The following is a 21,625-nucleotide window of genomic DNA, read 5'->3' as shown; positions in this document are numbered from 1 at the left end:
GTTGACGCATGACCTCTTCATACCGGCTCGACGATCTGATCGTCGCTATCAAAAAGGCTCGACCCGACGACGTGCTCGACCAACTGTCCGACGCGGTGGTGGCCGCGGGTCACCTCGGCGAAGTGGCCGATCATCTGATCGGCCACTTCGTGGACCAGGCCCGCCGCTCCGGCGCATCGTGGACCGATATAGGCGCCAGCATGGGCGTCACCAAGCAGGCCGCGCAGAAGCGGTTCGTGCCGAAGGGACCCGGCGAACCGGCCGAGGCTGCCATGGACGCCAACGCGGGGTTTGCGAAATTCACCCCCCGGGCGCGCGCGGTCGTTATGGCCTCGCAGGAGTCCGCGCGGTCGACGGGGAATACGCAGATCGGGATCGGACACCTGGTGCTCGGCTTGCTTTCGGAGCCGGAAGGTCTCGCGGCGCAGGAACTCATCGCCCAGGGCGTCGATCTCGACACCGTGCGTGCGGCAGCGATGGCGACGATCACGGTGGGGGACGGCGAGGTACCCGCGCTGGTGCCGTTCGGCCCGGACGCGAAGAAGGTGCTCGAGCTGACCTTCCGTGAAGCACTTCGCCTGGTCCACAACTACATCGGCACCGAACACGTTCTGCTCGCCCTGCTCGAACAGGAGAACGGCGTCGGCCTCTTCGCCGACCTCGGCGTCTACAAACCGCAGACCGAAGCCCATCTGGTCGAACTGATTTCGTCGATCGCAGCCGGGCAGTCATGACTCGGGGGTGGGCGCCGACGTCGAAGGCGGCCGCCACATGAAGCTGGGCGCGCCCGCTCGTGATCGCGTCTACCCTGCGCGGGTTCGCGGACGTAGCAGAATCGGACAGGCGCTGAACGGGTTTCGTGCCTTTTACGCGGCTAGGGCTCGACAGGCGCGGGTTCGGCGCAGGTCGGCGGCGCCACGGCAACGGACAGTCGCGCCCGGCGAGTTATGGGCAGCCGGACCTGTCGAACTCGGTGCCGAGCATCGACGGCAGGCATTTGCGGGCGGGCTGAGCGCGAAAGGTGTTCGACTGCTTGCTCATTCGTCGGGCACGTTGCGGGCGAGTTCGTCGAGCCAGGCCGCGGCCGACGCATCGCTGGGCGCCCGCCAGTCGCCGCGCGGCGAAAGCGAGCCGCCCGAACCGACTTTGGGGGCGTTCGGCAGCGTCGAGCGTTTGAACTGGCTGGTCTGGATGAAGCGGCGCAGGAATTCCGCGAGCCAGTGTTTGATCGTCGGCAGGTCGTAAGCATTGCGCTGGTCGACCGGGACGAGGTCGGGCCAGCTGCCTCGACTCGGATCCGACCAGGCGTGCCGAGCCAGGTAAGCGACGCGGCTCGGGCGGTAGCCGAAGCGCAGCAGGTAGTAGAGGTGCAGGTCTTGGAGTTCGTAGGGGCCGACGGTGGCCTCGGAACTCTGATCCGGTCCGGTGGCCGAGTGGTCGGTGTTGGGGATCAGTTCCGGTGAGATCTCCGTCTGCAGGATCGACCCCAGCACCTCGCCCGCCGCGGCGCCGAATTGATCGGTGTCGACCGCCCACGCGATCAGATATTTGATCAGGGTCTTCGGCACCGAGGCGTTCACGCTGTAGTGCGCCATGTGATCGCCGACGCCGAAAGTGCACCAGCCCAAAGCGAGTTCGCTGAGATCGCCGGTGCCGACCACCAGCGCGTTGTGCTGGTTGGCTAGCCGGAACAGGTGCGAGGTCCGCTCACCGGCCTGCACATTCTCGTAGGTGATGTCGTACTGTGGAATGCCTTCGACGGCAGGGTGGTTCAGGTCGCGCAGCATCTGTGTCGCAGACGGGCGGATGTCGATTTCCTGCGCGCTCACCCCGAGTGCCCGCATCAGCCGGTGCGCGTCGGTGCGGGTGCGGTCGCCGGTCGCGAAGCCGGGCATGGTGTAGGCCAGCACATTCCTCCGCGGCAGCCCGAGTCGGTCCATGGTCTTGGCCGCGATGATAAGCGCCTGGGTGGAGTCCAACCCGCCGGAGACGCCGATGACCAGGCGCTCGATTCCGGTCGCCCGCAATCGCGTGCTCAGGCCCTCTACCTGGATGTGGTGCACCTCGGCGCAGCGCTGGTTGCGGGCCGCGGGATCAGTGGGAACGTAAGGGAAGCGTGGGATTTCGCGCTGCAACTCGACCGCGATGCTCGGCACCGGCAGCTCCACCGCGATGCGCCGCAGTCGGACGAGCCGATCGCGGTGGTCGTGCACATTGTCGGCGAAGCTGGTGGTGCGCAGGCGATCCGCGGCCAGTCGCTGCAGGTCGAGATCGGCGGTGACCAACTGCGGGTGATCGGCGAACCGCTCGCCCTCGGCAAGCAGATCACCGTTCTCGCAGACCAGCGCCTGACCGTCCCACGCCAAATCGGTCGTCGATTCGCCGTGTCCCGCAGCCGAATACAGATACGCGGCCAGATAGCGCGCCGAATGCGAGGTGCACAGGGCACGTCGATAGTCGGCCTTGCCGATCACGATATTGCTCGCGGACAGATTGACCAGCACGGTCGCTCCGGCCAGCGCGGCATATCCACTGGGCGGCAACGGAACCCAGCCGTCCTCGCAGATCTCCAAATGGAAGACGAACCCGTCGAGGTTGGTCGCGGCGAACAGTAGGTCGGCCCCGAACGGCGCCCGCTGCCCGGCGACCGTGATGTGGTCGTCGAGGTTCTCCCGCGCCGCCGCGAACTGCCGCTTCTCGTAGAACTCGCGATAGCTCGGCAGATAGCTTTTCGGTGCGGCGCCGAGCACCACACCCCGGCTCACCGCGATCGCGCAGTTGAACAGCCTGCCCTGCGTACGCACCGGCGCCCCGACCACAAGCACGGTGTCGATATCCACACTCGCCGCCACCAGGCGTTCGAGTGCCACGTCCACCGCGTCAGCCAGTGCATCCTGGTGGAACAGGTCGTCGGCGGTATAGGACGACAGCCCGAGCTCGGGGAAAACCGTCAGCACCACGCCCGCCTCGGCGGCCTGCTGCGCCAGCAGCAGCGTTTCCTCGACGTTGTAGGCGGGGTCCACGACCCGGACCCGTGGCACTGCCACTGCCACCCGCGCGAACCCGTGCCGATAGAGCGAGTCGAACGCCAAATCGGGCATCTCCGTCCCCCTTCCGGATCGAGTCGAACGTGATCATGCTATTCCCGGCCGCGCAGCCCGCCGCCCCAGCGTGGCCAGTCGGCCTTCGGCGGCGGCTCGGCAATCAGCGGTGCGCGCTCGATATCGGTCACGAACAGCGGCAGCCGTGGTGCCAGCTCGCTCAGCATTGCGAGCAGGTTTCCGCCCTGCGCAACCCGGTACTCGGGCATGGTCAGGCCGACGATCTGCAGGAACTGCAGGCTGCCGTTCGGTGTGTCGACGGTGCCGAGTTCGGGGTCGATAACGAATCCCACGGCGTTGATGGTGGAGTCCGGGCGTTCGGCGGCGCTCGGCCCGTTCGCCTTGATGGTGTGGCCCGGCTCGAACCACTTACCGGATTGGAAGACATAGCGGGCCAGGTTCTGCATGAAACCGGCAGGCCAGACCGGCGGCTCAGTATCGGTGGGCTGGCATACCAGCCGGAAGGTGAACTCGAATCCCCAGCCCGATTCGTCCGGGGTGTCCCATTCCTTCTCGTATAGCTCGCTCATGCCGTAGGTGACGTAGTGCCAATGCGGTACCGGGTCGGTCCGCGGATACGCGCTGATTCCATCGAGTGGATCGGGCCCGCCGAGTGACCAGGGCTGCTTGGTCGCCCAGTGGGTAGGCTCGATGCCGTCGTACAGCTGTGCCAGGACGCCGTTGATCGCGTCCCAGCCTGGTGCTTCACTCACCTCGCCACTGTAAGTCCGTGCGTCGGACCTGGCGCGGGGCGCGAAGGCATGCCGTCGGTACCGAGCTGGACGGCGGTCAAGATCGCCGAACGGTAAGCTATAGCAATGGCGGATGAGACTTGTTCCGACCTAGTGGCAGGGGAGCGACGCGCCGACCTGATGCATGCGCTGTCATATGTGTCTACCGAGGCGGGACCGGACGGCGAGTACATCGTCAACGGGGACCTTCCCCCGGAGGTGGCACCACCTTTCATCCGGGCAGTCATGCGGGTCGAGGCAGAGCTATTGCTGCACGACGCTGAACTTGTCACGGTCGAGAACGGAGAGCCCCGCACGCCGGAAGAGCGTCGCACCGACGCCTTCGTGGCATTGGTGCTGCGTGTCGACGACCGGCACTGAGCGTCGCGCGGTATCGGCGGACCTTGCACTCGGCACCCCTGAGTGCTAAAAAGGGCTTTGGCACTCTCTACCTGTGAGTGCCAGGTCGGGACGGTGAGACCGGGTTCCATCGACACCCCCGGTCGTCCGTCGCGGGCACCGAACCTGGCCAGCGTAAATGGGGCGATCCGACAAGCGGTCGTCCTGCGTGTCAGCCTCATTACTTGGAGGATCACTTCGCAATGGCCAAGATGATTGCGTTCGACGAAGAGGCCCGCCGCGGTCTCGAGCGGGGCCTCAACGCCCTCGCCGACGCGGTAAAGGTGACGTTGGGCCCCAAGGGTCGCAACGTCGTTCTGGAGAAGAAGTGGGGCGCCCCCACGATCACCAACGATGGTGTTTCCATCGCCAAGGAGATCGAGCTGGAGGACCCGTACGAGAAGATCGGCGCCGAGCTGGTCAAGGAAGTCGCCAAGAAGACCGATGACGTCGCCGGCGACGGCACCACAACCGCCACCGTGCTTGCCCAGGCGCTGGTGCGCGAGGGCCTGCGCAACGTCGCGGCCGGCGCGAACCCGCTCGGTCTGAAGCGCGGCATCGAGAAGGCTGTCGAGGCCGTCACGGCTCGCTTGCTCGACTCGGCCAAGGAGATCGACACCAAGGAGCAGATCGCTGCTACCGCGGGCATCTCGGCCGGCGACTCGTCCATCGGTGAGCTGATCGCCGAGGCCATGGACAAGGTCGGCAAGGAAGGCGTCATCACCGTCGAGGAGAGCAACACCTTCGGACTCCAACTGGAGCTCACCGAGGGCATGCGCTTCGACAAGGGCTACATCTCGGGCTACTTCGTCACCGACCCGGAGCGTCAGGAAGCGGTCCTCGAGGACCCGTACATCCTGCTGGTCGGCTCGAAGATCTCGACCGTCAAGGACCTGCTGCCGCTGCTGGAGAAGGTCATCCAGGCCGGCAAGCCGCTGCTGATCATCGCCGAGGATGTCGAGGGCGAGGCCCTGTCGACCCTGGTCGTCAACAAGATCCGTGGCACCTTCAAGTCTGTTGCTGTCAAGGCGCCGGGCTTCGGTGACCGCCGCAAGGCTCAGCTCGCCGATATCGCCATCCTCACCGGTGGCGAGGTCATCAGCGAAGAGGTCGGCCTCTCCCTGGAGACCGCCGGTCTCGAGCTGCTCGGCCAGGCCCGCAAGGTCGTCATCACCAAGGACGAGACCACCATCGTCGAGGGCGCGGGCGACCCGGAGGCCATCAAGGGCCGCGTTGCACAGATCCGGACCGAGATCGAGAACTCGGACTCGGATTACGACCGTGAGAAGCTGCAGGAGCGTCTGGCCAAGCTGGCCGGCGGTGTTGCGGTGATCAAGGCCGGCGCCGCGACCGAGGTCGAGCTCAAGGAGCGCAAGCACCGCATCGAAGATGCCGTGCGCAACGCCAAGGCCGCCGTCGAAGAGGGCATCGTCGCCGGTGGCGGCGTGGCTCTGCTGCAGTCGGCTCCGGCTCTGGACGACCTGAAGCTCGAGGGTGACGAGGCGACCGGCGCGAACATCGTGCGTGTCGCGCTGTCGGCTCCGCTGAAGCAGATCGCCTTCAACGCGGGCCTCGAGCCCGGCGTTGTCGCCGAGAAGGTTTCCAACCTGCCCGCCGGCCACGGCCTCAACGCTGATTCGGGCGTGTACGAGGACCTGCTGGCCGCCGGTGTCGCCGACCCGGTGAAGGTCACCCGCTCCGCGCTGCAGAACGCGGCGTCCATCGCGGCCCTGTTCCTCACCACCGAGGCCGTCGTCGCAGACAAGCCGGAGAAGGCCGCCGCCCCCGCCGGCGACCCGACCGGTGGCATGGGCGGCATGGACTTCTGAGTCCAGGTCCCCCGGCAACACTGCTCAACCGAAGGCCGGTCCACCATCAGGTGGACCGGCCTTCGGCCTACGAAGCGCTGCCTGTGGAAACGCAGAAACTGACTTCCGGGCGTTGCGTTGGGTGCGGTGTTCGAAGAGCCAGGTGGATAGGCCGGTTGCGGCTAGGGCCGCGGGGGTGAGGCCGAGGATGCGCCACCACCTGTTGACCAGCCAGCAGCGGCCAGGCGTAGCCGTTCGGCGAGTTCGTTGAAGATATAGAAGTTCGGGATTGTGCCCACCGGGGTGAGTGACACCCAGCGGCCGTCGACCTTGATGCGGACCAATCCGGCGCGGGCGTCGATCAATTGGATCTGCTCCCAGAGATATTTCGAGCCGCCGAAGGTGAGTGCGTCCAAGTCGAGGGCGACGTCGCCGAACTGCGCGGTGTCACCGTTGTCGATGGCGGCGACCGCGCGGGGCAATTGGCTTGCGGTGATCGCCGACTGGATCGCCTTGCCCCATTCGCGCGCGTTGGTGAACAGGCTGTCGTCGAATGCGGTGGCCGCGCCGCAGGGACCGGTCATCTCGAGCGAGTAGTCGGTGGGAGCGGAGTTTCGGAACGGGATGACCTGTTGGCGCACTTCGGCGCTGTCCCAGCGGAATCCGGCGACCTGCTCGCCCGAGCGGTACACGGTCATGCCGAATTCGAATAGGTCGAGTCGTGCGGCGCGGTTGTGCTGGTTGCGCCGCCCGCGATAGAACGCCAATGTCGCCGGGACCAAGGCAAGCGCACCGGCCGCAATGCCGCCCGCGAACGCGCCGACGACCACGCAGATGACACCGATCGCCGCGAATCCGCCCGCGACGATCCCACAACCGCGCACGAAAGTGTCGCTCACCGACGCAGACAGGAATGTCTGGCGGTGGGTGCCGAGCTTTTCGTATTCGGCCATCAAGTGGATCAGCTGCGACAGTGGAACCGTTTGCGGGCCGCCGGTTCCGGCTTCGCCGTGCTTCACCGTGCTCGGAGTGGTCAATTGTCCCTCCATGAGGCGGTTTTCATCCGGGCCGAAGCGTATGCCACCGGACCGGGGGTCGCCACCGCGGCCCCGTGTCGACTCAGGTAGCTGACTGCCGCGATGGGTAACGGCGCATTGCCTGGTCCGGCTACCTGTCGAAACCCGCTCGCAATGCGTCAAGGGAACTATCACGGAAAGAAACGTCGACGAACCAGCGGAGATCAACCGAGTTCCGCGGCGGGGACCGAGTGTAGGTCCACCGGTTTGCTGGACCGACACTCGATTTCATTGTGCGGGGATCAGATTCCATCGACCGCGAGGACCGCGAACGGTGTCGTCGGGGTCCCCGGACCCATGGGGCCACCCTTGTCGAATTGGGAGGAGACGACCAGCGTTCGGTCCTTCATGCGAATCAATGTGGTTGGGATGCGCAGGGATTCGTCGGTGATGTGGGTTTCCACGGTGACGGCGGCGCCGTCGTCGGCGATCTTCCAGCGGGTGATGGTGTTGCTGGTGTTCTGCGCGGCCCACAGGGTGTCGCCGTGCAGTTCCAGGCCATCGCCGTGTTTCAGGTCGGCGCCGTGCATGGCGACCTTGCGGATCGGATCGGGCGAATTCGACGCCGTGGCAACGCGGTACAGGTCGCCCGCGTCCATATCGACGATCAACAGATAGCGGCCGGAGTCGTCGGCCACGATGCCGTTCAGGGTGAAGGTGCTGGCGTCGTGCGGTGCGACGGTGGTGCTCAGGTCGAATTGCGTTGTCAGATCGGCGCGTCCGCCGTGCGTTGCGGCGTCGGCGACCTGGTCCTTGGTGACGCGGTAGACAACGCCGCGCAGGCTGTCGGTCAGGTAGGCGGTTCCGTCCTGCGTGATCGCCAGGTCGTTGACCAGGCGCGGGTCTGCACCGGAGACGTCGAAGCGCGCGATCAGGGCGCGGCTGGCGGTGTCGTAGACAGCGACGCCCATGGTCGAGTCGATCACCCACAGTCGCCCGGCCTGATCGACTTTCAGGCCGTTGGCGGTCTTGCGGCCGTCGGTACCCTCGGCCAGGAAGACCTCGGCCTTCGGCGCGCCCGGCGTGGCGCGATAGATGGCGCCGTTGGCGTAGGAACCGACATAGGTGTCGCCTGTTCGCGGATCGACGGCGATGCCCTCCGGATAGACGCGGTCGCCGGGCAGTTCGTATGCGGTGCTGATCCGGGAGGCGGCCGGACTGTCGGTGGTGGACTTCGCGTCGGTGGTGGCTGCGCAGGCCGCAGTGGTCAGGGCGGCGGCGATGGCGATGGTCGAGAAGTGGCGGCGTCGGATCGTGCGGGACATGGTCGTGCCTCTCATCGGTCTATCAATCGGATGTAGGCACATCCGAGAATGAGCACGAACATATATTAGAGCTCTAATGATCGTCAAGATACGAACTACTAGATGGGCGGATACGATGCACTCATGACGTCTATGCCTGTTTCGGAGCGCATTGGATCCCCGATCAAGCGTGCTGAGCAGGCACTCAATGCCGCCAAGAACGCGGCGTTGAAGCCGGTGGGCGTGACCGTCGCGCAGTATGCAGCGCTGCTGTTCCTGACGGAGAACCCCGGGATTTCGGCCGCCGCCCTGGCCAGGCTCTGCGGCGTCACGCCGCCGACCATGAACACGGTCCTCACCAACCTGCAGGACCGCGGACTCGTGGAGCGAACCCCGCATGAATGGCACAAGAACGTTCTGGAGACCCGCCTCACCGAACAGGGCGCGGCGATCATGAAGGACGCGGACGCCCGTGCGGTGCGGGTCGAGCGCGCGCTGGCCGCGGGCTTCACGGATCAGGAACGCGCGACCCTGATGGAGTTGCTGGACCGCTGCGTGGACCTGCTCGACGCCATCCGGCCCGAATCACCTGCGCCGCCCAAGAAGTAAATCGACTCGGAACCAACAGGTTTCGGCTTCGACCCATTGAGGCCGAGAGCAACCGTCGGAGTGTCGTGTGCGATGCCGAAGAGGCGATGTTGCTGGTGGATCAGCGTGGTGGAGCCGAACAGGCCGACGCAGGCCAGCGCCGCGAAAACGGCCCAGGACCGCTGCTCATCGTCACCATCCCGGTGCTCGGCGGCACCGGGTCGCCCTACAGTACGGTGCTCGGATCGGTGGTGCTGATCGGCATTCCGGAGGCACTGCGGTTGGCGCCGGAAGCGTGGATCCTGCTGTACGGCGTGGCGTTGTTGCTGTCGCCTGGGTCGCGCAGCACCATGTCGATCCGGCCGAGGGCGGATTGCCCTCGCCCTTCGTATTTCTCGCGCAAGCCGCCGCACGATCCACCCGCATCCGGCTCGGCACCCCGTCAGACAGCCCAGGCCCGCCGTCATCGCGCATACCCAGAGTGTGCACGACGCACTCTTCGACGGTCCGGCAGGCGTCGCCTTCGGCCGGCGATGCCATGCTCGCGGCGTCGCTGCCGCGCGGCGCCGGATTCGCCGGGAGCCTCGGTGTTTTCGCGATCATCGCCGTCATCCTGGTGGGGGTGCTGATCGCCGCGCTGGCGCTGCCGAACTACGGAAGCGGGGATTGCCGCAGCCGGGGCGCATGGAGTGCGGGCGACAGCGGGGTGAAGCGGCGGCGGCTGTAGTGGTGGATGCGGCGGGAGCAGCTGACGAACCGCGATAGACAATCCGATTGGTCTGAGAGTCGCCGTAAAATACTCTAAAAATTTCCTGTAAAACTCTTCCGGTGCGTCCGTTCGCTCGGTATCGTTCGTTTCGGCAAACAGCCAGTGACGGCGCGGTCACATCGTTAGAGCGGAGCAGTATCCTTGAGCGACTTCCTTTCCGGTGCCCCGGCGGGCGCGAGTACAAAGGCGATCGCGACCGGACTCGCGAGCTTATCGGTGCATTGACAACCGAGCAGCCAACTTTCGGCTAACGCACGGTTGGCCGAAGGTTTCACCGAAGAGCCCGATCCATGACGAGGGGATCGGGCCCTTCGGTATTGTCTGCCTCAATGTCACAGGATGCGAATACGGGACGAATGTATGCCGGGCAACCCGTAGAGGACCGGCAACGTCAGCGGCGTGCGCGTTTTCTGGAATCGGGCCTTACGGTCTTCGCGCGCGACGGCTACGCCAATAGTTCGGTCGGCGCTATCTGTAAGGACGCAGGGCTCTCCTCGCGGCAGTTCTACGAGGAGTTCACTGGCCGCGAGTCTCTCCTACTCGAGCTATACGAGCAGATCGATCGGGAGTCGCGTGCGGCGGTCACCGCCGCCCTGGACAAGAAGTCCGACGCCAGCGCGCTGGAGATCATCAACGCGGCGGTGCGCTCCTATGTCGAGGCCATCGGGTCCGATCCGCGCAAGGCGCGCGTGGCGCTGGTCGAGGTCGTCGGCGCCGGGCCGAAGGTGGAGAAGTTCCGGCTGGAGTTGCGCAAGGTCTGGGGTTCACTGCTGGCGAGCGCCGCGGAAGACGCGGCCATGCTCGGCGAAATCCCCACGGGCGACTACGAGATGCGCGTGCTGGCGATCATCGGCGCCGTCAACTACGTGGTGGACTCCTGGAGCGGTGCGGATCCGCGTCCGCCGCTGGACGACGTGATCAGGGTGCTGAGTCGGGTGATCATGGGAGCCGTCGGCGCGTAAAGCGCGGTAGCGTGCGCTGCATGGAGACCGTTCCGATCCAGATGCCGGATGGCAGTGTTGTTCCGGTGCGGCTGATTCCGGCCAGCGGTGCGCATAGCCGTCCGGTGACCCCTGACGCGCCCCGCCCGGTCGTGGTGATGGTGCCGGGTCTCGGCGTGCCTGCCGGATATTACGAACTGTTCGCCGGGGGACTCGCGGCGCGCGGATTCGATGTGGCGATAGGCGAGCTGCGCGGCCAGGGCGATAGCAGGCCCCGGCCGAGCACCTCGAGCACCTACGGCTACCACGAGCTGGCGTCGGTCGACTTCCCGGCGATCTTCCAGGTGGTGCGCGACCGGTTCCCGGACAGCACTCCGTACCTGCTCGGCCACAGCGTGGGCGGCCAGCTCGCGGTGCTGTACGCCGCCCGGATCCGCGGCAGGCTCGGCGGCCTGATCCTGGTCGCCTCCGGAACCCCGTATTATCGTGGCTTCCGGGGGCTTTCGGGGCCTGGCATGCTGATGGGCGCCACCGCGATCTCACTCACCGCCAACCTCGCGGGCTTCTGGCCCGGCGACCGGATCTCGGTTGCCGGGTTCGGGCGGCAATCGAAGGTGCTGATCTCCGACTGGGCACGATTGTCACGCACCGGCCGATTCGTGCCGTTCGGTGCGGACATCGACTACGAGGAGCGGATCTCGCGGCTGAAGCTGCCGGTCCTGTCCATCACCATGACCGACGATGACATCGCACCGTCCAGCTCGGCAGGCCACCTACTGGAGAAGATGCCGAAGGCCGACGTGATGACCTGGACGCAGCCGGAACCGTTGGGGCACAACGGCTGGATCCGCCGCTATTGCAGCACCGTCGACCAGATCGAGAAGTGGTTGCGTGATCGTTAGTCCGCGGTGGCAGACCGCCACCTGCGGCCGACTCGAATCGACCGGAGGTGGCTGCGTTTGGGGCTGCTAGGAGGTTTCGCCCCGCTCCATCAGCATCTGAGTGAAGAACTCGTAGATGAGCCCGGCCTGGAAGGCCGACTGCTTGTTGTCGGCGGCGCCGCCGTGGCCGCCCTCGATGTTCTCGTGGTACCAGAACGTGTGGCCCTGCTGCTCCAGCAGCGCGGCCATTTTCCGGGCGTGGCCCGGATGCACGCGGTCGTCGCGGGTGGAGGTGGTCAGCAGGATCGGCGGGTAGGCGACCTCGGCGCGGGCGTTCTGGTACGGCGAGTACTTGCTGATGTACTCCCATTCCTCGGGCTTGTCCGGGTCACCGTATTCGGCGACCCACGACGCGCCTGCCAGCAGCAGGTGGTAGCGCTTCATGTCCAGCAGCGGGACCTGGCAGACGATGGCGCCGAACAGTTCCGGGTAGCGGGTCAGCATCACGCCCATGAGCAGGCCACCGTTGCTGCCGCCCACCGCGCCGAGCTGATCGGCGGTGGTGATGCCGCGGGCCACCAGGTCTTCGGCGATGGCGGCGAAGTCCTCGTACACCTTGTGCCGGTTGGCCTTCTGTACGGAGGTGTGCCACTCGGGGCCGTACTCGCCGCCACCACGGATATTGGTCATCACCCAGGTGCCGCCGTGTTCCAGCCAGCCCATGCCGGAGGCGCCGCTGTAGGCGGGTGTGCGCGAGACCTCGAAGCCGCCGTAGCCGGACATCACCGTTGGCCCAGGGGTGCCCTTGCGGTCGCGATGGCGGATCACGAAGTACGGCACCATGGTTCCGTCCTTCGATTTCGCGAAGAACTGCTCGGTCTCGATGCCCGCGGTGTCGAAGAAGCCGGGTTCCTGCTTGAGCTGTTCGGTCTGCCCGCCGACGGCGCTCGTCAGCAGCGTGGCGGGGTTGGTGAATCCGCTTGTGGTCAGCATGAATTCGTCGCCGCCCTCGAGCGGATCCAGGTTCATCACGCTGGTGGTGGCCATGGGCGGGGTATCGGCCAGTGGTTCCCTGTGCCAGCTGTCGGTCCCGGGGGTCAGGACGTGCAGCTTGGTCTGCACGTCCTCCAGCGTGATCAGCAGCAGGTGGTTCTCGGTCCAGCCGTAGCCGTGCAGCGAAGTGTGTGCGTCCGGGGTGAAGATCACCTTGAATTCCCTTGCACCGGAAAGGAATTTCTCGAAGTCGATGGTCAAGAGTGCGCCCGCGGGATAGCTGGCGCCGCCCACCTCCCACGGCGACTTCAGCCGGATGAGCAGCCAATCCTTGTACCAGGATTCGCTGGCATCGGTGGGCACGTCGAGATGCCGCAGGCTGCCGTCGTCTTCGAGCAGGTACACCTCTTCATTGAAGAAGTCGGTGGCGCGGCCGACGAAATGCCGTTCGTAGCCGGGCGTCCGGTCGTAACCCGCCGACACCGCGACATCGCCCGCTTCGCCCTCGAACACCGTTTCCGCCTCGGCGAGCGGGGTCCCGCGCCGCCAGCGCTTGGCAATTCGCGGATAGCCGGAATTGGTCAGCGAATCCGGGCCGAAATCGGTTCCCACATACACCGAATCGATATCGATCCAGTGGATCTCCGATTTGGCCTCGGGCAGATGGAAACCACCATCCTCGGAAGCGATGAATTCCCGTCGCTCCATATCGAATTCGCGCACGACTTTCGCGTCGGCGCCGCCGCGCGAGAGGCTGATGAGCGCGCGTGACTGCTCGGGACGCAGCACGCCCGCGCCACCCCAAACCCAGTTCTCGTCCTCGGCGGTCGCCAGTGCGTCCAGGTCGATCAGCACATCCCAGTCCGGGGATTCCTTTGCGTATTCGGTGAAGGTGGTGCGGCGCCACAGCCCGCGCGGATGCTCGGCGTCGCGCCAGAAGTTGTAGAGCCAGCGGCCGCGACGCCCCGGGTAGGCGATCTTGGTGTCGGTGTCGAGCATGTCCAGGATGCGACGCTCGAGTTCAGTGAATCGGTCGGAGGACGCAAAACGCGCCACGACCACGTCGTTGTGCGCGCGGGCAAAGTCGAGGGCCCGCTCGCCGGTCACTTCTTCGAGCCAGAGGTAGGGATCGGTCACGTTCTGCTCAACGCCGCTCATGTCCACATTGTTGCCGACCGGCGCCGCGGCGGGTGGCGCGGTTACCGGAAGTGTGCGACATCGAGGGCTACTCACGACCCGATACCTGGGCTTTCGAGGGTGAACACCCCCGGACTGGAAGGCGCGTGGACGCCGAGCCCGACCGTTGTCCGGTCCCTGAACGAGCCAGCCGCGGCCACCTCGCTGAAGATGTTATCCGCTCGGCTCGGCCGCCGCGGCTTAACAAGATCGGGCTCCGTAGTATCGGCATTTCGGCCGAGCGATCAGGAGTTCAGGGTGTCTCCCTTTCTGTGGGAACAGCATTGTTGTCTGCCGCTGCTGCCGTCGGCGGATATCACCGAACTGGCCCGGTATCCACTCGGGTCCTATCTGTCGGTGAATATCGGCTACTCGCGGCAATCGACCGCGGACTCGCTGGCATTGGTTCGCCAATTCCGCCGGGATGCGTTGGAGGACGGGCGATTCCGTCTAGTGCAGCGCCGTGCTGATATCGGCGGCGATGACGCCATCGCGCTGGCCTTCGATCTGGAAGACGCCGGACCGTTGGGCGGCGATCTGGACAATGTCGAACGGTTCTACGAGCTGGGTGTTCGCTCACTGCTTCCCACCTATAACCACGCCAACGATGCGGGTTGCGGCTGCCTGGACGCCGAGGACACCGGCCTGACCGCCTACGGCCGCGACCTGGTCGTCAAACTCAACGAGGTCGGCATGTTCGTCGACGGCGCCCATTGCTCCCGTCGCACCGGCCTCGACCTGGCCGCGTGCACCGCGGTCCCGATGATCTACAGCCACGCCAATTTCGCCGAATTGTGGGATCACCCGCGCAATATCACCGACGAACAGGCCACGGCCTGCGCCGCCACCGGCGGGGTGATCGGTATCAACGGCGTGGGAATCTTCCTGGGACACAACGATCCCGCCGAATGCGCCGAACGCGTGGAAGCAATGGCCACCCACATCGAATACGGCGTCGAACTGGTCGGCATCGAACATATCGGCATCGGCTCGGACTATTCCTTCGACGCCGCCGATTTCAACGACATGCTGATGCAGGACCCGGGCGCCTTTTCTGACGCCTATACGAAAAGGGGCCCGCTGCAATGGGTTCCACCCGAGGACCTGCTCGGCCTGAGTGAACTACCCGGCCTGGACGAGCTACTCGCCCGCCGCGGATTCAGCGAGTCCGACCGCGCCGCAGTATTCGGCGGCAACTTCGCCCGAGTCGCGGCCCGAGTCTGGCGCGACTGACCCTGCCGCCCCGGCGTGGCGCGCCTGCGCGAGGACCAATCGGATCAGATGGGTCGAGGCGGTCTCGTTCGACGGATCGAGTGTCAGCGGTGCGGATCGCCGCGTGGCGAGCGGATCGCTGATCGTCGGTCCGCCATCTGCCACGCGTCCAGCCTGGTGAGCCGGTCGGACCGAGGGCTTTCGCGGATGGGCAGGCGGTCCGGGCCGGAATCTTTCCGGCTCGCGGCGGCAAGCGGTCCGGGGGCGTTCCGTTCATTTTGTTCTGCACCGCGGACCCGCCACCTCGATGTGGTTCACCGGCTGCGGTAGCGAGCCGGTCGTGATCTGGGGCGACGACCGGGATTCGGAAGGCACCGATATCCGACCGCTGACCAGGAGCTCTCCGCCGGGTGGTGCTCATGGTTCATCGTTGGGGGGACCGGTGGGTGAAGTTTGCGCGACGGAGTTAGGCTCGACAGCGTGACTTCCCATTACGACGTTGTCGTTCTCGGTGCCGGTCCTGGCGGTTATGTCGCCGCCATCCGAGCGGCACAACTTGGCCTTCGTACCGCGATCGTCGAGCAGAAGTATTGGGGCGGCGTCTGCCTCAACGTCGGCTGCATCCCTTCCAAGGCGCTGTTGCGCAACGCTGAACTGGCGCACATCTTCACGAAGGAAGCCAAGACCTTCGGCATCTCCGGTGACGTGAGCTTCGACTTCGGCGCGGCGTTCGACCGCAGCCGCAAGGTGGCCGACGGCCGGGTCAAGGGCGTCCACTTCTTGATGAAGAAGAACAAGATCGACGAGTTCGACGGGAAGGGTACCTTCACCGACGCGAACACCCTCTCGGTCGAGCTGAGCAACGGCGGCACCGAGACGATCACCTTCGGCAACGCGATCATCGCCACGGGCACCATCACCAAGCTGCTGCCCGGCACCTCGCTCAGCGCCAATGTGGTGACCTACGAGGAGCAGATCCTCACCCGCGACCTGCCCGGTTCGATCCTGATCGTCGGCGCGGGCGCCATCGGCATGGAGTTCGGCTACGTCCTGAAGAACTACGGCGTCGACGTGCGCATCGTGGAGTTCCTGGACCGGGCGCTGCCGAACGAGGATGTCGACGTCTCCAAAGAGATCACCAAGCAGTACAAGAAGCTCGGCGTCACCATCAGTACCGGTGCGGCCGTGCAGTCCATCGATGACGACGGCTCGAAGGTGACCGTCAGCATCAAGGACAACAAGTCCGGCAACGTGGAGACGGTCACCGTCGACAAGGTGCTGCAGGCCGTCGGCTTCGCGCCCCGGGTCGAGGGCTACGGCCTGGAGAACACCGGCGTCGCGCTCACCGACCGTGGCGCCATCGCCATCGACGACAACATGCGCACCAACGTGCCGCACATCTACGCCATCGGTGACGTCACCGCACAGCTGCAGCTCGCGCACGTCGCGGAGGCTCAGGGTGTGGTCGCCGCCGAAACCATCGCAGGCGCACCGACCGTGACCCTCGGCGACTACCGGATGATGCCGCGCGCGACCTTCTGCCAGCCGCAGGTCGCCAGCTTCGGACTCACCGAGCAGCAGGCCCGCGACGAAGGCTACGACGTGAACGTCGCGACCTTCCCGTTCACCGCCAACGGCAAGGCCCACGGCCTCGGCGACCCGACCGGTTTCGTCAAGCTGATCTCCGACAACAAGTACGGCGAACTCCTCGGCGGCCACCTCATCGGCCCCGACGTCTCCGAACTCCTGCCGGAACTCACCCTGGCCCAGAAGTGGGACCTCACGGTCAACGAGCTGACCCGCAACGTCCACACCCACCCCACCCTCAGCGAAGCCCTGCAGGAGGCCTTCCACGGCCTCGGCGGGCACATGATCAACTTCTGATCATTCGGCCTCGAGGGGGCGTTCGGTCCGTACTGGACTGGACGCCCCTTTGCCTTGCGTCCGGATCACTCGCTGCACAGCCAGATCCACGACGCATACCGATCGCTCGGTGACCCGACGAATCCAGTTGTCTCGCAGGAAGAGTCCATCGTGATCGTGGTAAGGCACCGCGAGGTCGTACCGGCCGGACCGGTAGATCAGATGGCGGGAGTAGTATGCGACGCTCGCCCGTTCGGCGAAACCGCCGGCCGTGCCGAGCTCACGGGATTGCAGTCTCGTGCGGTGTGCGAGGCCTGTGGAGCGAGGGGTTTTGCGGTCAGAGCATGCCGTAGGCATGGGTGGGAGTGAGGCGGACCAGGGCGCGGCGATCGGTGACCATCGCTTTGCGGTAGTCGTCCCAGTCGGGGTGTTCACCGGAGCCGGCGCGGTAGTAGGCGACGAGTTCGTCGACGGTGGGGTCGTCGGGGGCGGCGGCGACGGGGGAGAGGTCGACGGTGCCTTCGATGACGGCGTAGGCGAAGAAGTCGTCGCGGGTCACGTGGATCGCGGCCCATGGATCGCGCACGAGGTTGTGGTATTTGGCGCGGTCGGCGGTGATGGAGATGCGGATGATGCCGTCGTCACCGACCACGTGCAGCACGTTGGACAGTTGGGGGCGGCCGTTGCGGCGGATCGTGGTGAGCACGGACCGGGGGATGATGCGGGCGAAATCGATTGCGGCAGAGAGTTCCATGACCGTATTCAACCGACTGTGCGCGGCGGGCGTTCCCTGCTGACGCAGGATGCGGCGTGCCGGATGCGCGGGTATTCGGCCGGCAGTTCCTCGGATGCCGCCGCCGCGGCGATGAACGGCGCGAGCACGGCATCGATCGGCGACTCCGGCGCAGTTCGATCGGCGGCTCGGGTGACCCGGATGAGCAGGACCTCGACCGGTTCGCGCTCGGGGTAGTCGATCGGGGCGAAGGCCGAGTCGAGGATCAGTCGCGGTGGTAGGCGGCCTGGGCGTCGCGAACCCGGGGCATGTTGGTTTCGAGCACCTTGATCAGCGACTCCCACTACACCCACTGCACCAACTGCAGAATGATCCCGTTCGGATCGCTCATCTGGAAGTACCGCTCACCCCACGGCTCGGTCTCGATGGGCGTGACGATCGGTACGCCTTCGCCCTGTAGCCGCGCGTACTCGGCGTCGATGTCGTCGACCACCAGCGTGAGGAGCAGCCCCTCGCCCGCACTCCCCGCCGCACTCTTCGGTTTGAAGGAGCCCAGCCCGGTGCGCAGGTAGCACAGGGTGAATCCGGCGTCGGGTCGCGCGACGGAGATGAAGCCGTCGGAAGACATCTGCTCGGTGAAACCGAGGTGGTCGATGACGAACTTCGCCGAGGCCTGCGGGTCGGTGACGTTGAGGGAGATGGCGGAAGCGGTGACGTTCATGGGTCCTCCTCTGGCTCGCGAATCAATTCTATACTAAGTACTATGTACTTTGTAAAGAAATTTCCGCCGCGCTGCACTATGACCTGGGTCACGCCGATACGATTGGGTTTTCAGCCGAAAGGAGGACACGTGGCGGACGATCGCGGCACATCGTCGAAGGACCGCAGTGGCGCGGGTGATCCGGTGCGGGCCCTCGAGTTGCTGTGGCGAATACCGGGGACCTCCGCGCCGGCGCGCGGCCCGAAGCAGCGCAGCAGCGTGGATGCGGTGGTCGCGGCTGCCATCGAGATCGCGGACATCGAGGGCATCGGCGCGCTCACAATGCGCGCCGTCGCCAACCGGCTCGGACTCACGCCCATGGCCACCTATACCTATGTGCCGGGCAAGGCGGAGTTGATAGACCTGATGCTGGATGCGGTCTACCACGAGACGTCGCGCGCGGACCTGACCGACCTGCCGTGGCCCGACCGCGTCACCATGATCGCCGCGGAGAACCGCGCGATGCTCGCCATGCACCCATGGGTGGCCTATCTGCCGACCACCCGCCCGCCGCTCGGGCCGGGGCTGGCCGCCAAGTACGACCACGAGCTACGGGCCTTCGACGGCCTCGGCCTCGGCGATGTCGAGATGGATGCGGCGCTCACCTTCGTGCTCGGCTTTGTCACCTCGGTCGCCCGCATCGCCATCGACACCGCTCGCGCCGCCGCCGACAGCGCTATGTCGGACCACGAGTGGTGGGAACGCGCCGGGCCGGTACTGAACCAGGTCTTCGATGCCGAGCGCTACCCCCGGGCCGCCCGCGTCGGCGCCGCCGCCGGCCAGGCTCACGACTCCGCCTACAGCGCCGACCACGCCTATGAATTCGGCCTGGCCCGAGTCCTCGACGGCTTGGCCGAGCTCATCGAAAGCGTTGAGCCGCAGCCGCCGCCCGGCAGACGCCGGAACGCACCGTAAGTCACGGTGACGAACGGTCCGACCTTGCGGAGGATTAGATGCTGTCGCGCTGGATGCGCAAGGCGGTGATGGTGGCGGCCAAGCCCTCGTATTGATTGACCAGCAGCACGATCTCGATGAGGTTGCGCTCGTCGTAGTGCGCCGCCAGCGCCGCCCACTCGGCATCGTCGACATCGCGGGTTTCGACCAGTTGATCGACAACCGTCAGCAGCGCGCGGTGTTTCTCCGACCACTCGGGCGCGGCGGGCCCGCCGCGCAGCCGCTCCATGATCTCCGCGGTGACGCCCGCCCGCCTGCCGAGGCGGATGTGATGGTCCATCTCGTACTCGCAGTTGCGCAGGTGCGCCACGCGCAGGATGACCAGTTCCGATTCGTGCCGCGGCAGCCGTCCGCCGGGCATCAGCCTGCCGGAGAAGTGTAGCCAGCCGCGAAACAGGCCCTTGGTGCGCCCGAGGGTGCTGAACAGGTGCGCGTCATCGGTGCCCGTCGCCAGGGAAAGTACTTGCCAGACAACCCAATTGACCGGACCGAGTTCCCGGAATCGTCCGGGCGAAATACGTGGTTGCAACGCAGAAACCATGCTCGCGTCTCCTTCTCGCCGAAGTCCGAGCGTACTAGCCTGCCTCGGCGTGGGTTGGTGCATGGCAAGAATTACAGAACCGACCGGTCTGTGTTAGCAGCGGTTGTCGGCCTTTCTTTGTTTCCAGTGGTTTTCGCGGTGATAGCGCGTCATCATCAGTACCGGTGCCGTCGTGCGGTGGGTTGGCCGCGCTGGATCCGGAACAGGGGGCAGGAAACGCGATGCTGGTGAAGATCAAGACCGGAGCGAGTCTTTCCGGGGCCGAACAAGAGTTTGTGGAATCTCTGCGGTTGTTTCCGACGACCGGCCTCGCGGTGGTCGATCTGGAGGTGGGTGACAACGGAACCCGGCAGGTCGACGCGGTAATCCTCACACCGCGCGGCCTCACGGTGATCGAGGTCAGAGGCTTTCGGCGGCGCCAGAGCGGGCTCCTCAACGTCCCCGCCGATGGCCCGTGGACGATCAGTGACGCGCCCGTCGATATGGATGACGAGGGCCCTGTCAGCCCGACCGACCAGCTGGAACACGCGGTGTACGCGGTGAAGAGCAGGCTGGAGCGGGGGCTGCTCGATCCCGGTCATGTGTGCGGAGCCGTCGTGCTGGTGCCTTTCCGCGGCGTCGTGGTGCGGCCCGCGCGCACCAACCTGCGCCCCGGCATCGATGTGGTGGTCGCCAATGCTCGCGATGCGACCGAACTGCGTATCTACCTGGAGAGCTTCTCCGCCGGACCACGCAGCTGGACCGCAGATCGCGTCTTCGCCGCGTGCGACGAGCTCGGCATCACCAAGGGGTGGCCCTCCCGCGCCGAGTTGATCGCCGACGGCTTCGACGCCGTGCAACCCGAACCGCACGTGCCCCAGGTGCAGGAGGTCAAACCACGGGTCGCGCCCCTGCCCGGCGAGCCGTCGCGACGCCAGAGCGCGGCGTCCTGGTCCGTTTTCGCCCTGGCGATCGTCGGACTGTTGGTCGTACTCGGCGTGATCATCGACGCAGTGGTCCACGATTCCGGCCACCCCAACCCGGTATCGGACGACCGCACGACGAGCGTGACGCCCGCACCGCCCCCGTACCACCCGGTCGATTGCTGGCCCTTCCAACCGAACTGCTGATCGGCTGGTCAATCACGCACCGCGCGAGCCAGTTTGGTGAAGTCCAGGGCCTGCTGGGCGCGCGAGAGAACGCGGGCTCGGGAGCTATCGATATGGGCGGTGAGGGTGCGTAAAGCCATGTCGGGTTCGCTTGCCAACAGCTGCTCGGCGATGGTGATGTGCTCGGCGGTCATCGTGGCGATGCGCTCCGGTGTTGGCAGGTCCAACGTGCGTACCGGCCGGACCCGGACGTACACCCTGGTGAGCGCGTCGGCCAGCGCCGTATTGCCCGCCGCGGCAAGCAGCGTCGTGTGGAACTGCTCGTCGGCGGCGACCAGGGCGGGGCCGGGCTCGGGCGGGTTGTCGCGCATCCCGCGCCACCTGTCGAGTTCCGTGCGTACCAGTGACAGGTCGTGTGCGGGCGCCGGATCGAGACGCCGCTCCGCTCGCTCGGCGCCGCGCACGGTGTCGAGCACGCGCCGAATTCCCTTGGCTTCCAGGACAGTTCGCAACTCGTACAGATTGTCCAGCTCCTCCAGGCGCGGCCGGTACGGATATAGGCCGTCGGAGTGCCGCTCGACCAGACCGTCGGCCTGTAGCCGAGCGAGTGCTTCCCGCACGGGGGTGCGCGACACCCCGTAGGTCTCGGCGAGCCGCTCCTCGCCGAGGCGTTCGGTCGGCACGATCGCTCCCGTGGCCAGGTCCCGCCGCAGGGAGTGATACACCCGCTCGCTCAGCGGGACCCGCCCCCTGCGCGTCATGGCGGC

The 21,625-nt window shown here is 66.1% G+C and carries 22 protein-coding genes; 11 read left to right on the top strand and 11 right to left on the bottom strand.

Translation table 11 applies throughout. The features are described 5' to 3' along the window. Nucleotides 1-8 precede the first annotated feature (8 nt). A complete protein-coding gene (locus ACV7NQ_RS14045) occupies nucleotides 9-734 on the top strand; it encodes a Clp protease N-terminal domain-containing protein (RefSeq protein ID WP_463360052.1) in 726 nt (241 codons plus the stop codon). Nucleotides 735-1,037: 303 nt separating this feature from the next. Here the strand turns inward: ACV7NQ_RS14045 and ACV7NQ_RS14040 are convergent, their stop codons facing one another. Both ACV7NQ_RS14040 and ACV7NQ_RS14035 read right to left on the bottom strand, forming a co-directional pair. After that, the gene (locus ACV7NQ_RS14040) at nucleotides 1,038-3,101 is read right to left on the bottom strand and encodes an NAD(+) synthase (protein WP_463360051.1); all 2,064 of its coding nucleotides are present in this window, start codon (nucleotides 3,099-3,101) and stop codon (nucleotides 1,038-1,040) included. 38 nt (nucleotides 3,102-3,139) lie between these two features. Continuing rightward, a complete protein-coding gene (locus tag ACV7NQ_RS14035) occupies nucleotides 3,140-3,814 on the bottom strand; it encodes a suppressor of fused domain protein (protein WP_463360050.1) in 675 nt (224 codons plus the stop codon). Between the two features lie 105 nt (nucleotides 3,815-3,919). Here ACV7NQ_RS14035 and ACV7NQ_RS14030 point away from each other — a divergent pair, with 105 nt between their 5' ends. Both ACV7NQ_RS14030 and groL read left to right on the top strand, forming a co-directional pair. Beyond that, nucleotides 3,920-4,213 (top strand): hypothetical protein, encoded by a 294-nt coding sequence (locus ACV7NQ_RS14030; RefSeq protein WP_463360049.1) that lies wholly within the window; start codon nucleotides 3,920-3,922, stop codon nucleotides 4,211-4,213. A gap of 221 nt (nucleotides 4,214-4,434) precedes the next feature. Further along, nucleotides 4,435-6,060 (top strand): chaperonin GroEL, encoded by a 1,626-nt coding sequence (gene groL, locus ACV7NQ_RS14025; protein WP_463360048.1) that lies wholly within the window; start codon nucleotides 4,435-4,437, stop codon nucleotides 6,058-6,060. A gap of 161 nt (nucleotides 6,061-6,221) precedes the next feature. Here the strand turns inward: groL and ACV7NQ_RS14020 are convergent, their stop codons facing one another. Next, complete coding sequence (locus tag ACV7NQ_RS14020) at nucleotides 6,222-7,076, bottom strand: DUF6585 family protein (protein WP_463360047.1); 855 nt, start codon at nucleotides 7,074-7,076, stop codon at nucleotides 6,222-6,224. Nucleotides 7,077-7,357: 281 nt separating this feature from the next. Next, entirely contained in the window at nucleotides 7,358-8,395 is a 1,038-nt protein-coding gene (locus ACV7NQ_RS14015; RefSeq protein ID WP_463360046.1) for an SMP-30/gluconolactonase/LRE family protein, read from the bottom strand. Nucleotides 8,396-8,503: 108 nt separating this feature from the next. Between ACV7NQ_RS14015 and ACV7NQ_RS14010 the strand changes: the two genes are divergently transcribed. After that, the gene (locus ACV7NQ_RS14010) at nucleotides 8,504-8,968 is read left to right on the top strand and encodes a MarR family winged helix-turn-helix transcriptional regulator (protein ID WP_463360045.1); all 465 of its coding nucleotides are present in this window, start codon (nucleotides 8,504-8,506) and stop codon (nucleotides 8,966-8,968) included. A gap of 205 nt (nucleotides 8,969-9,173) precedes the next feature. On the opposite strand, the gene ACV7NQ_RS14005 is transcribed toward ACV7NQ_RS14010, so the two are convergent. Continuing rightward, nucleotides 9,174-9,350: a hypothetical protein gene (locus ACV7NQ_RS14005; protein ID WP_463360044.1), complete on the bottom strand. Its 177-nt coding sequence runs from the start codon at nucleotides 9,348-9,350 to the stop codon at nucleotides 9,174-9,176. A 78-nt stretch (nucleotides 9,351-9,428) separates the two neighbouring features. Between ACV7NQ_RS14005 and ACV7NQ_RS14000 the strand changes: the two genes are divergently transcribed. From ACV7NQ_RS14000 to ACV7NQ_RS13990, 3 genes are all read left to right on the top strand, one after another. Further along, a complete protein-coding gene (locus tag ACV7NQ_RS14000; RefSeq protein ID WP_463360043.1) occupies nucleotides 9,429-9,674 on the top strand; it encodes a hypothetical protein in 246 nt (81 codons plus the stop codon). A 371-nt stretch (nucleotides 9,675-10,045) separates the two neighbouring features. Further along, nucleotides 10,046-10,678: a TetR/AcrR family transcriptional regulator gene (locus tag ACV7NQ_RS13995; RefSeq protein WP_463360042.1), complete on the top strand. Its 633-nt coding sequence runs from the start codon at nucleotides 10,046-10,048 to the stop codon at nucleotides 10,676-10,678. 20 nt (nucleotides 10,679-10,698) lie between these two features. After that, nucleotides 10,699-11,559 (top strand): alpha/beta hydrolase family protein, encoded by an 861-nt coding sequence (locus ACV7NQ_RS13990; protein WP_463360041.1) that lies wholly within the window; start codon nucleotides 10,699-10,701, stop codon nucleotides 11,557-11,559. Between the two features lie 66 nt (nucleotides 11,560-11,625). On the opposite strand, the gene ACV7NQ_RS13985 is transcribed toward ACV7NQ_RS13990, so the two are convergent. Beyond that, a complete protein-coding gene (locus tag ACV7NQ_RS13985) occupies nucleotides 11,626-13,689 on the bottom strand; it encodes a prolyl oligopeptidase family serine peptidase (RefSeq protein WP_463360040.1) in 2,064 nt (687 codons plus the stop codon). A 276-nt stretch (nucleotides 13,690-13,965) separates the two neighbouring features. On the opposite strand from ACV7NQ_RS13985, the gene ACV7NQ_RS13980 reads away from it, so the two are divergent. Both ACV7NQ_RS13980 and lpdA read left to right on the top strand, forming a co-directional pair. After that, the gene (locus ACV7NQ_RS13980) at nucleotides 13,966-14,940 is read left to right on the top strand and encodes a dipeptidase (RefSeq protein ID WP_463360039.1); all 975 of its coding nucleotides are present in this window, start codon (nucleotides 13,966-13,968) and stop codon (nucleotides 14,938-14,940) included. Nucleotides 14,941-15,399: 459 nt separating this feature from the next. Beyond that, a complete protein-coding gene (gene lpdA, locus ACV7NQ_RS13975; protein WP_463360038.1) occupies nucleotides 15,400-16,803 on the top strand; it encodes a dihydrolipoyl dehydrogenase in 1,404 nt (467 codons plus the stop codon). A gap of 316 nt (nucleotides 16,804-17,119) precedes the next feature. Here lpdA and ACV7NQ_RS13970 read toward each other — a convergent pair whose 3' ends face one another. The 3 genes from ACV7NQ_RS13970 to ACV7NQ_RS13960 are packed head-to-tail and all read right to left on the bottom strand — an operon-like array spanning nucleotide 17,120 to nucleotide 18,236. After that, nucleotides 17,120-17,536 carry a PPOX class F420-dependent oxidoreductase gene (locus ACV7NQ_RS13970; RefSeq protein WP_463360037.1) on the bottom strand — a complete coding sequence of 139 codons (417 nt, stop codon included), beginning with the start codon at nucleotides 17,534-17,536 and terminating at the stop codon, nucleotides 17,120-17,122. Between the two features lie 8 nt (nucleotides 17,537-17,544). Then, nucleotides 17,545-17,859 carry a hypothetical protein gene (locus ACV7NQ_RS13965; protein WP_463360036.1) on the bottom strand — a complete coding sequence of 105 codons (315 nt, stop codon included), beginning with the start codon at nucleotides 17,857-17,859 and terminating at the stop codon, nucleotides 17,545-17,547. Beyond that, complete coding sequence (locus tag ACV7NQ_RS13960; RefSeq protein WP_463360035.1) at nucleotides 17,859-18,236, bottom strand: VOC family protein; 378 nt, start codon at nucleotides 18,234-18,236, stop codon at nucleotides 17,859-17,861. The genes ACV7NQ_RS13965 and ACV7NQ_RS13960 overlap by 1 nt, the downstream gene beginning before the upstream one ends. Nucleotides 18,237-18,365: 129 nt before the next feature. Between ACV7NQ_RS13960 and ACV7NQ_RS13955 the strand changes: the two genes are divergently transcribed. Beyond that, nucleotides 18,366-19,190 (top strand): TetR/AcrR family transcriptional regulator C-terminal domain-containing protein, encoded by an 825-nt coding sequence (locus ACV7NQ_RS13955; protein WP_463360034.1) that lies wholly within the window; start codon nucleotides 18,366-18,368, stop codon nucleotides 19,188-19,190. Between the two features lie 34 nt (nucleotides 19,191-19,224). Here ACV7NQ_RS13955 and ACV7NQ_RS13950 read toward each other — a convergent pair whose 3' ends face one another. Further along, nucleotides 19,225-19,770 carry a carboxymuconolactone decarboxylase family protein gene (locus tag ACV7NQ_RS13950; RefSeq protein WP_463360033.1) on the bottom strand — a complete coding sequence of 182 codons (546 nt, stop codon included), beginning with the start codon at nucleotides 19,768-19,770 and terminating at the stop codon, nucleotides 19,225-19,227. Between the two features lie 221 nt (nucleotides 19,771-19,991). Between ACV7NQ_RS13950 and ACV7NQ_RS13945 the strand changes: the two genes are divergently transcribed. Further along, entirely contained in the window at nucleotides 19,992-20,879 is an 888-nt protein-coding gene (locus ACV7NQ_RS13945; protein WP_463360032.1) for a nuclease-related domain-containing protein, read from the top strand. An 8-nt stretch (nucleotides 20,880-20,887) separates the two neighbouring features. Here ACV7NQ_RS13945 and ACV7NQ_RS13940 read toward each other — a convergent pair whose 3' ends face one another. Then, nucleotides 20,888-21,619: a GntR family transcriptional regulator gene (locus tag ACV7NQ_RS13940; protein ID WP_463360031.1), complete on the bottom strand. Its 732-nt coding sequence runs from the start codon at nucleotides 21,617-21,619 to the stop codon at nucleotides 20,888-20,890. Nucleotides 21,620-21,625 lie beyond the last annotated feature (6 nt).

The organism is Nocardia sp. Tas62D01, assembly GCF_055232035.1.
Note: the sequence above shows the minus strand (reverse complement) of the source record. Positions and strands in the feature narration are given on the sequence as shown.

Bases quoted from the DNA above. Each gene is read 5' to 3' on its own strand.
- ACV7NQ_RS14045 (WP_463360052.1), top strand. From the start codon at position 9: ATGACCTCTTCATACCGGCTCGACGATCTGATCGTCGCTATCAAAAAG.
- ACV7NQ_RS14040 (WP_463360051.1), bottom strand. From the start codon at position 3,101: ATGCCCGATTTGGCGTTCGACTCGCTCTATCGGCACGGGTTCGCGCGG.
- ACV7NQ_RS14030 (WP_463360049.1), top strand. From the start codon at position 3,920: ATGGCGGATGAGACTTGTTCCGACCTAGTGGCAGGGGAGCGACGCGCC.
- groL (WP_463360048.1), top strand. From the start codon at position 4,435: ATGGCCAAGATGATTGCGTTCGACGAAGAGGCCCGCCGCGGTCTCGAG.
- ACV7NQ_RS14015 (WP_463360046.1), bottom strand. From the start codon at position 8,395: ATGAGAGGCACGACCATGTCCCGCACGATCCGACGCCGCCACTTCTCG.
- ACV7NQ_RS14010 (WP_463360045.1), top strand. From the start codon at position 8,504: ATGACGTCTATGCCTGTTTCGGAGCGCATTGGATCCCCGATCAAGCGT.
- ACV7NQ_RS13995 (WP_463360042.1), top strand. From the start codon at position 10,046: ATGTCACAGGATGCGAATACGGGACGAATGTATGCCGGGCAACCCGTA.
- ACV7NQ_RS13990 (WP_463360041.1), top strand. From the start codon at position 10,699: ATGGAGACCGTTCCGATCCAGATGCCGGATGGCAGTGTTGTTCCGGTG.
- ACV7NQ_RS13985 (WP_463360040.1), bottom strand. From the start codon at position 13,689: ATGAGCGGCGTTGAGCAGAACGTGACCGATCCCTACCTCTGGCTCGAA.
- ACV7NQ_RS13970 (WP_463360037.1), bottom strand. From the start codon at position 17,536: ATGGAACTCTCTGCCGCAATCGATTTCGCCCGCATCATCCCCCGGTCC.
- ACV7NQ_RS13960 (WP_463360035.1), bottom strand. From the start codon at position 18,236: ATGAACGTCACCGCTTCCGCCATCTCCCTCAACGTCACCGACCCGCAG.
- ACV7NQ_RS13950 (WP_463360033.1), bottom strand. From the start codon at position 19,770: ATGGTTTCTGCGTTGCAACCACGTATTTCGCCCGGACGATTCCGGGAA.
- ACV7NQ_RS13945 (WP_463360032.1), top strand. From the start codon at position 19,992: ATGCTGGTGAAGATCAAGACCGGAGCGAGTCTTTCCGGGGCCGAACAA.
- ACV7NQ_RS13940 (WP_463360031.1), bottom strand. From the start codon at position 21,619: ATGACGCGCAGGGGGCGGGTCCCGCTGAGCGAGCGGGTGTATCACTCC.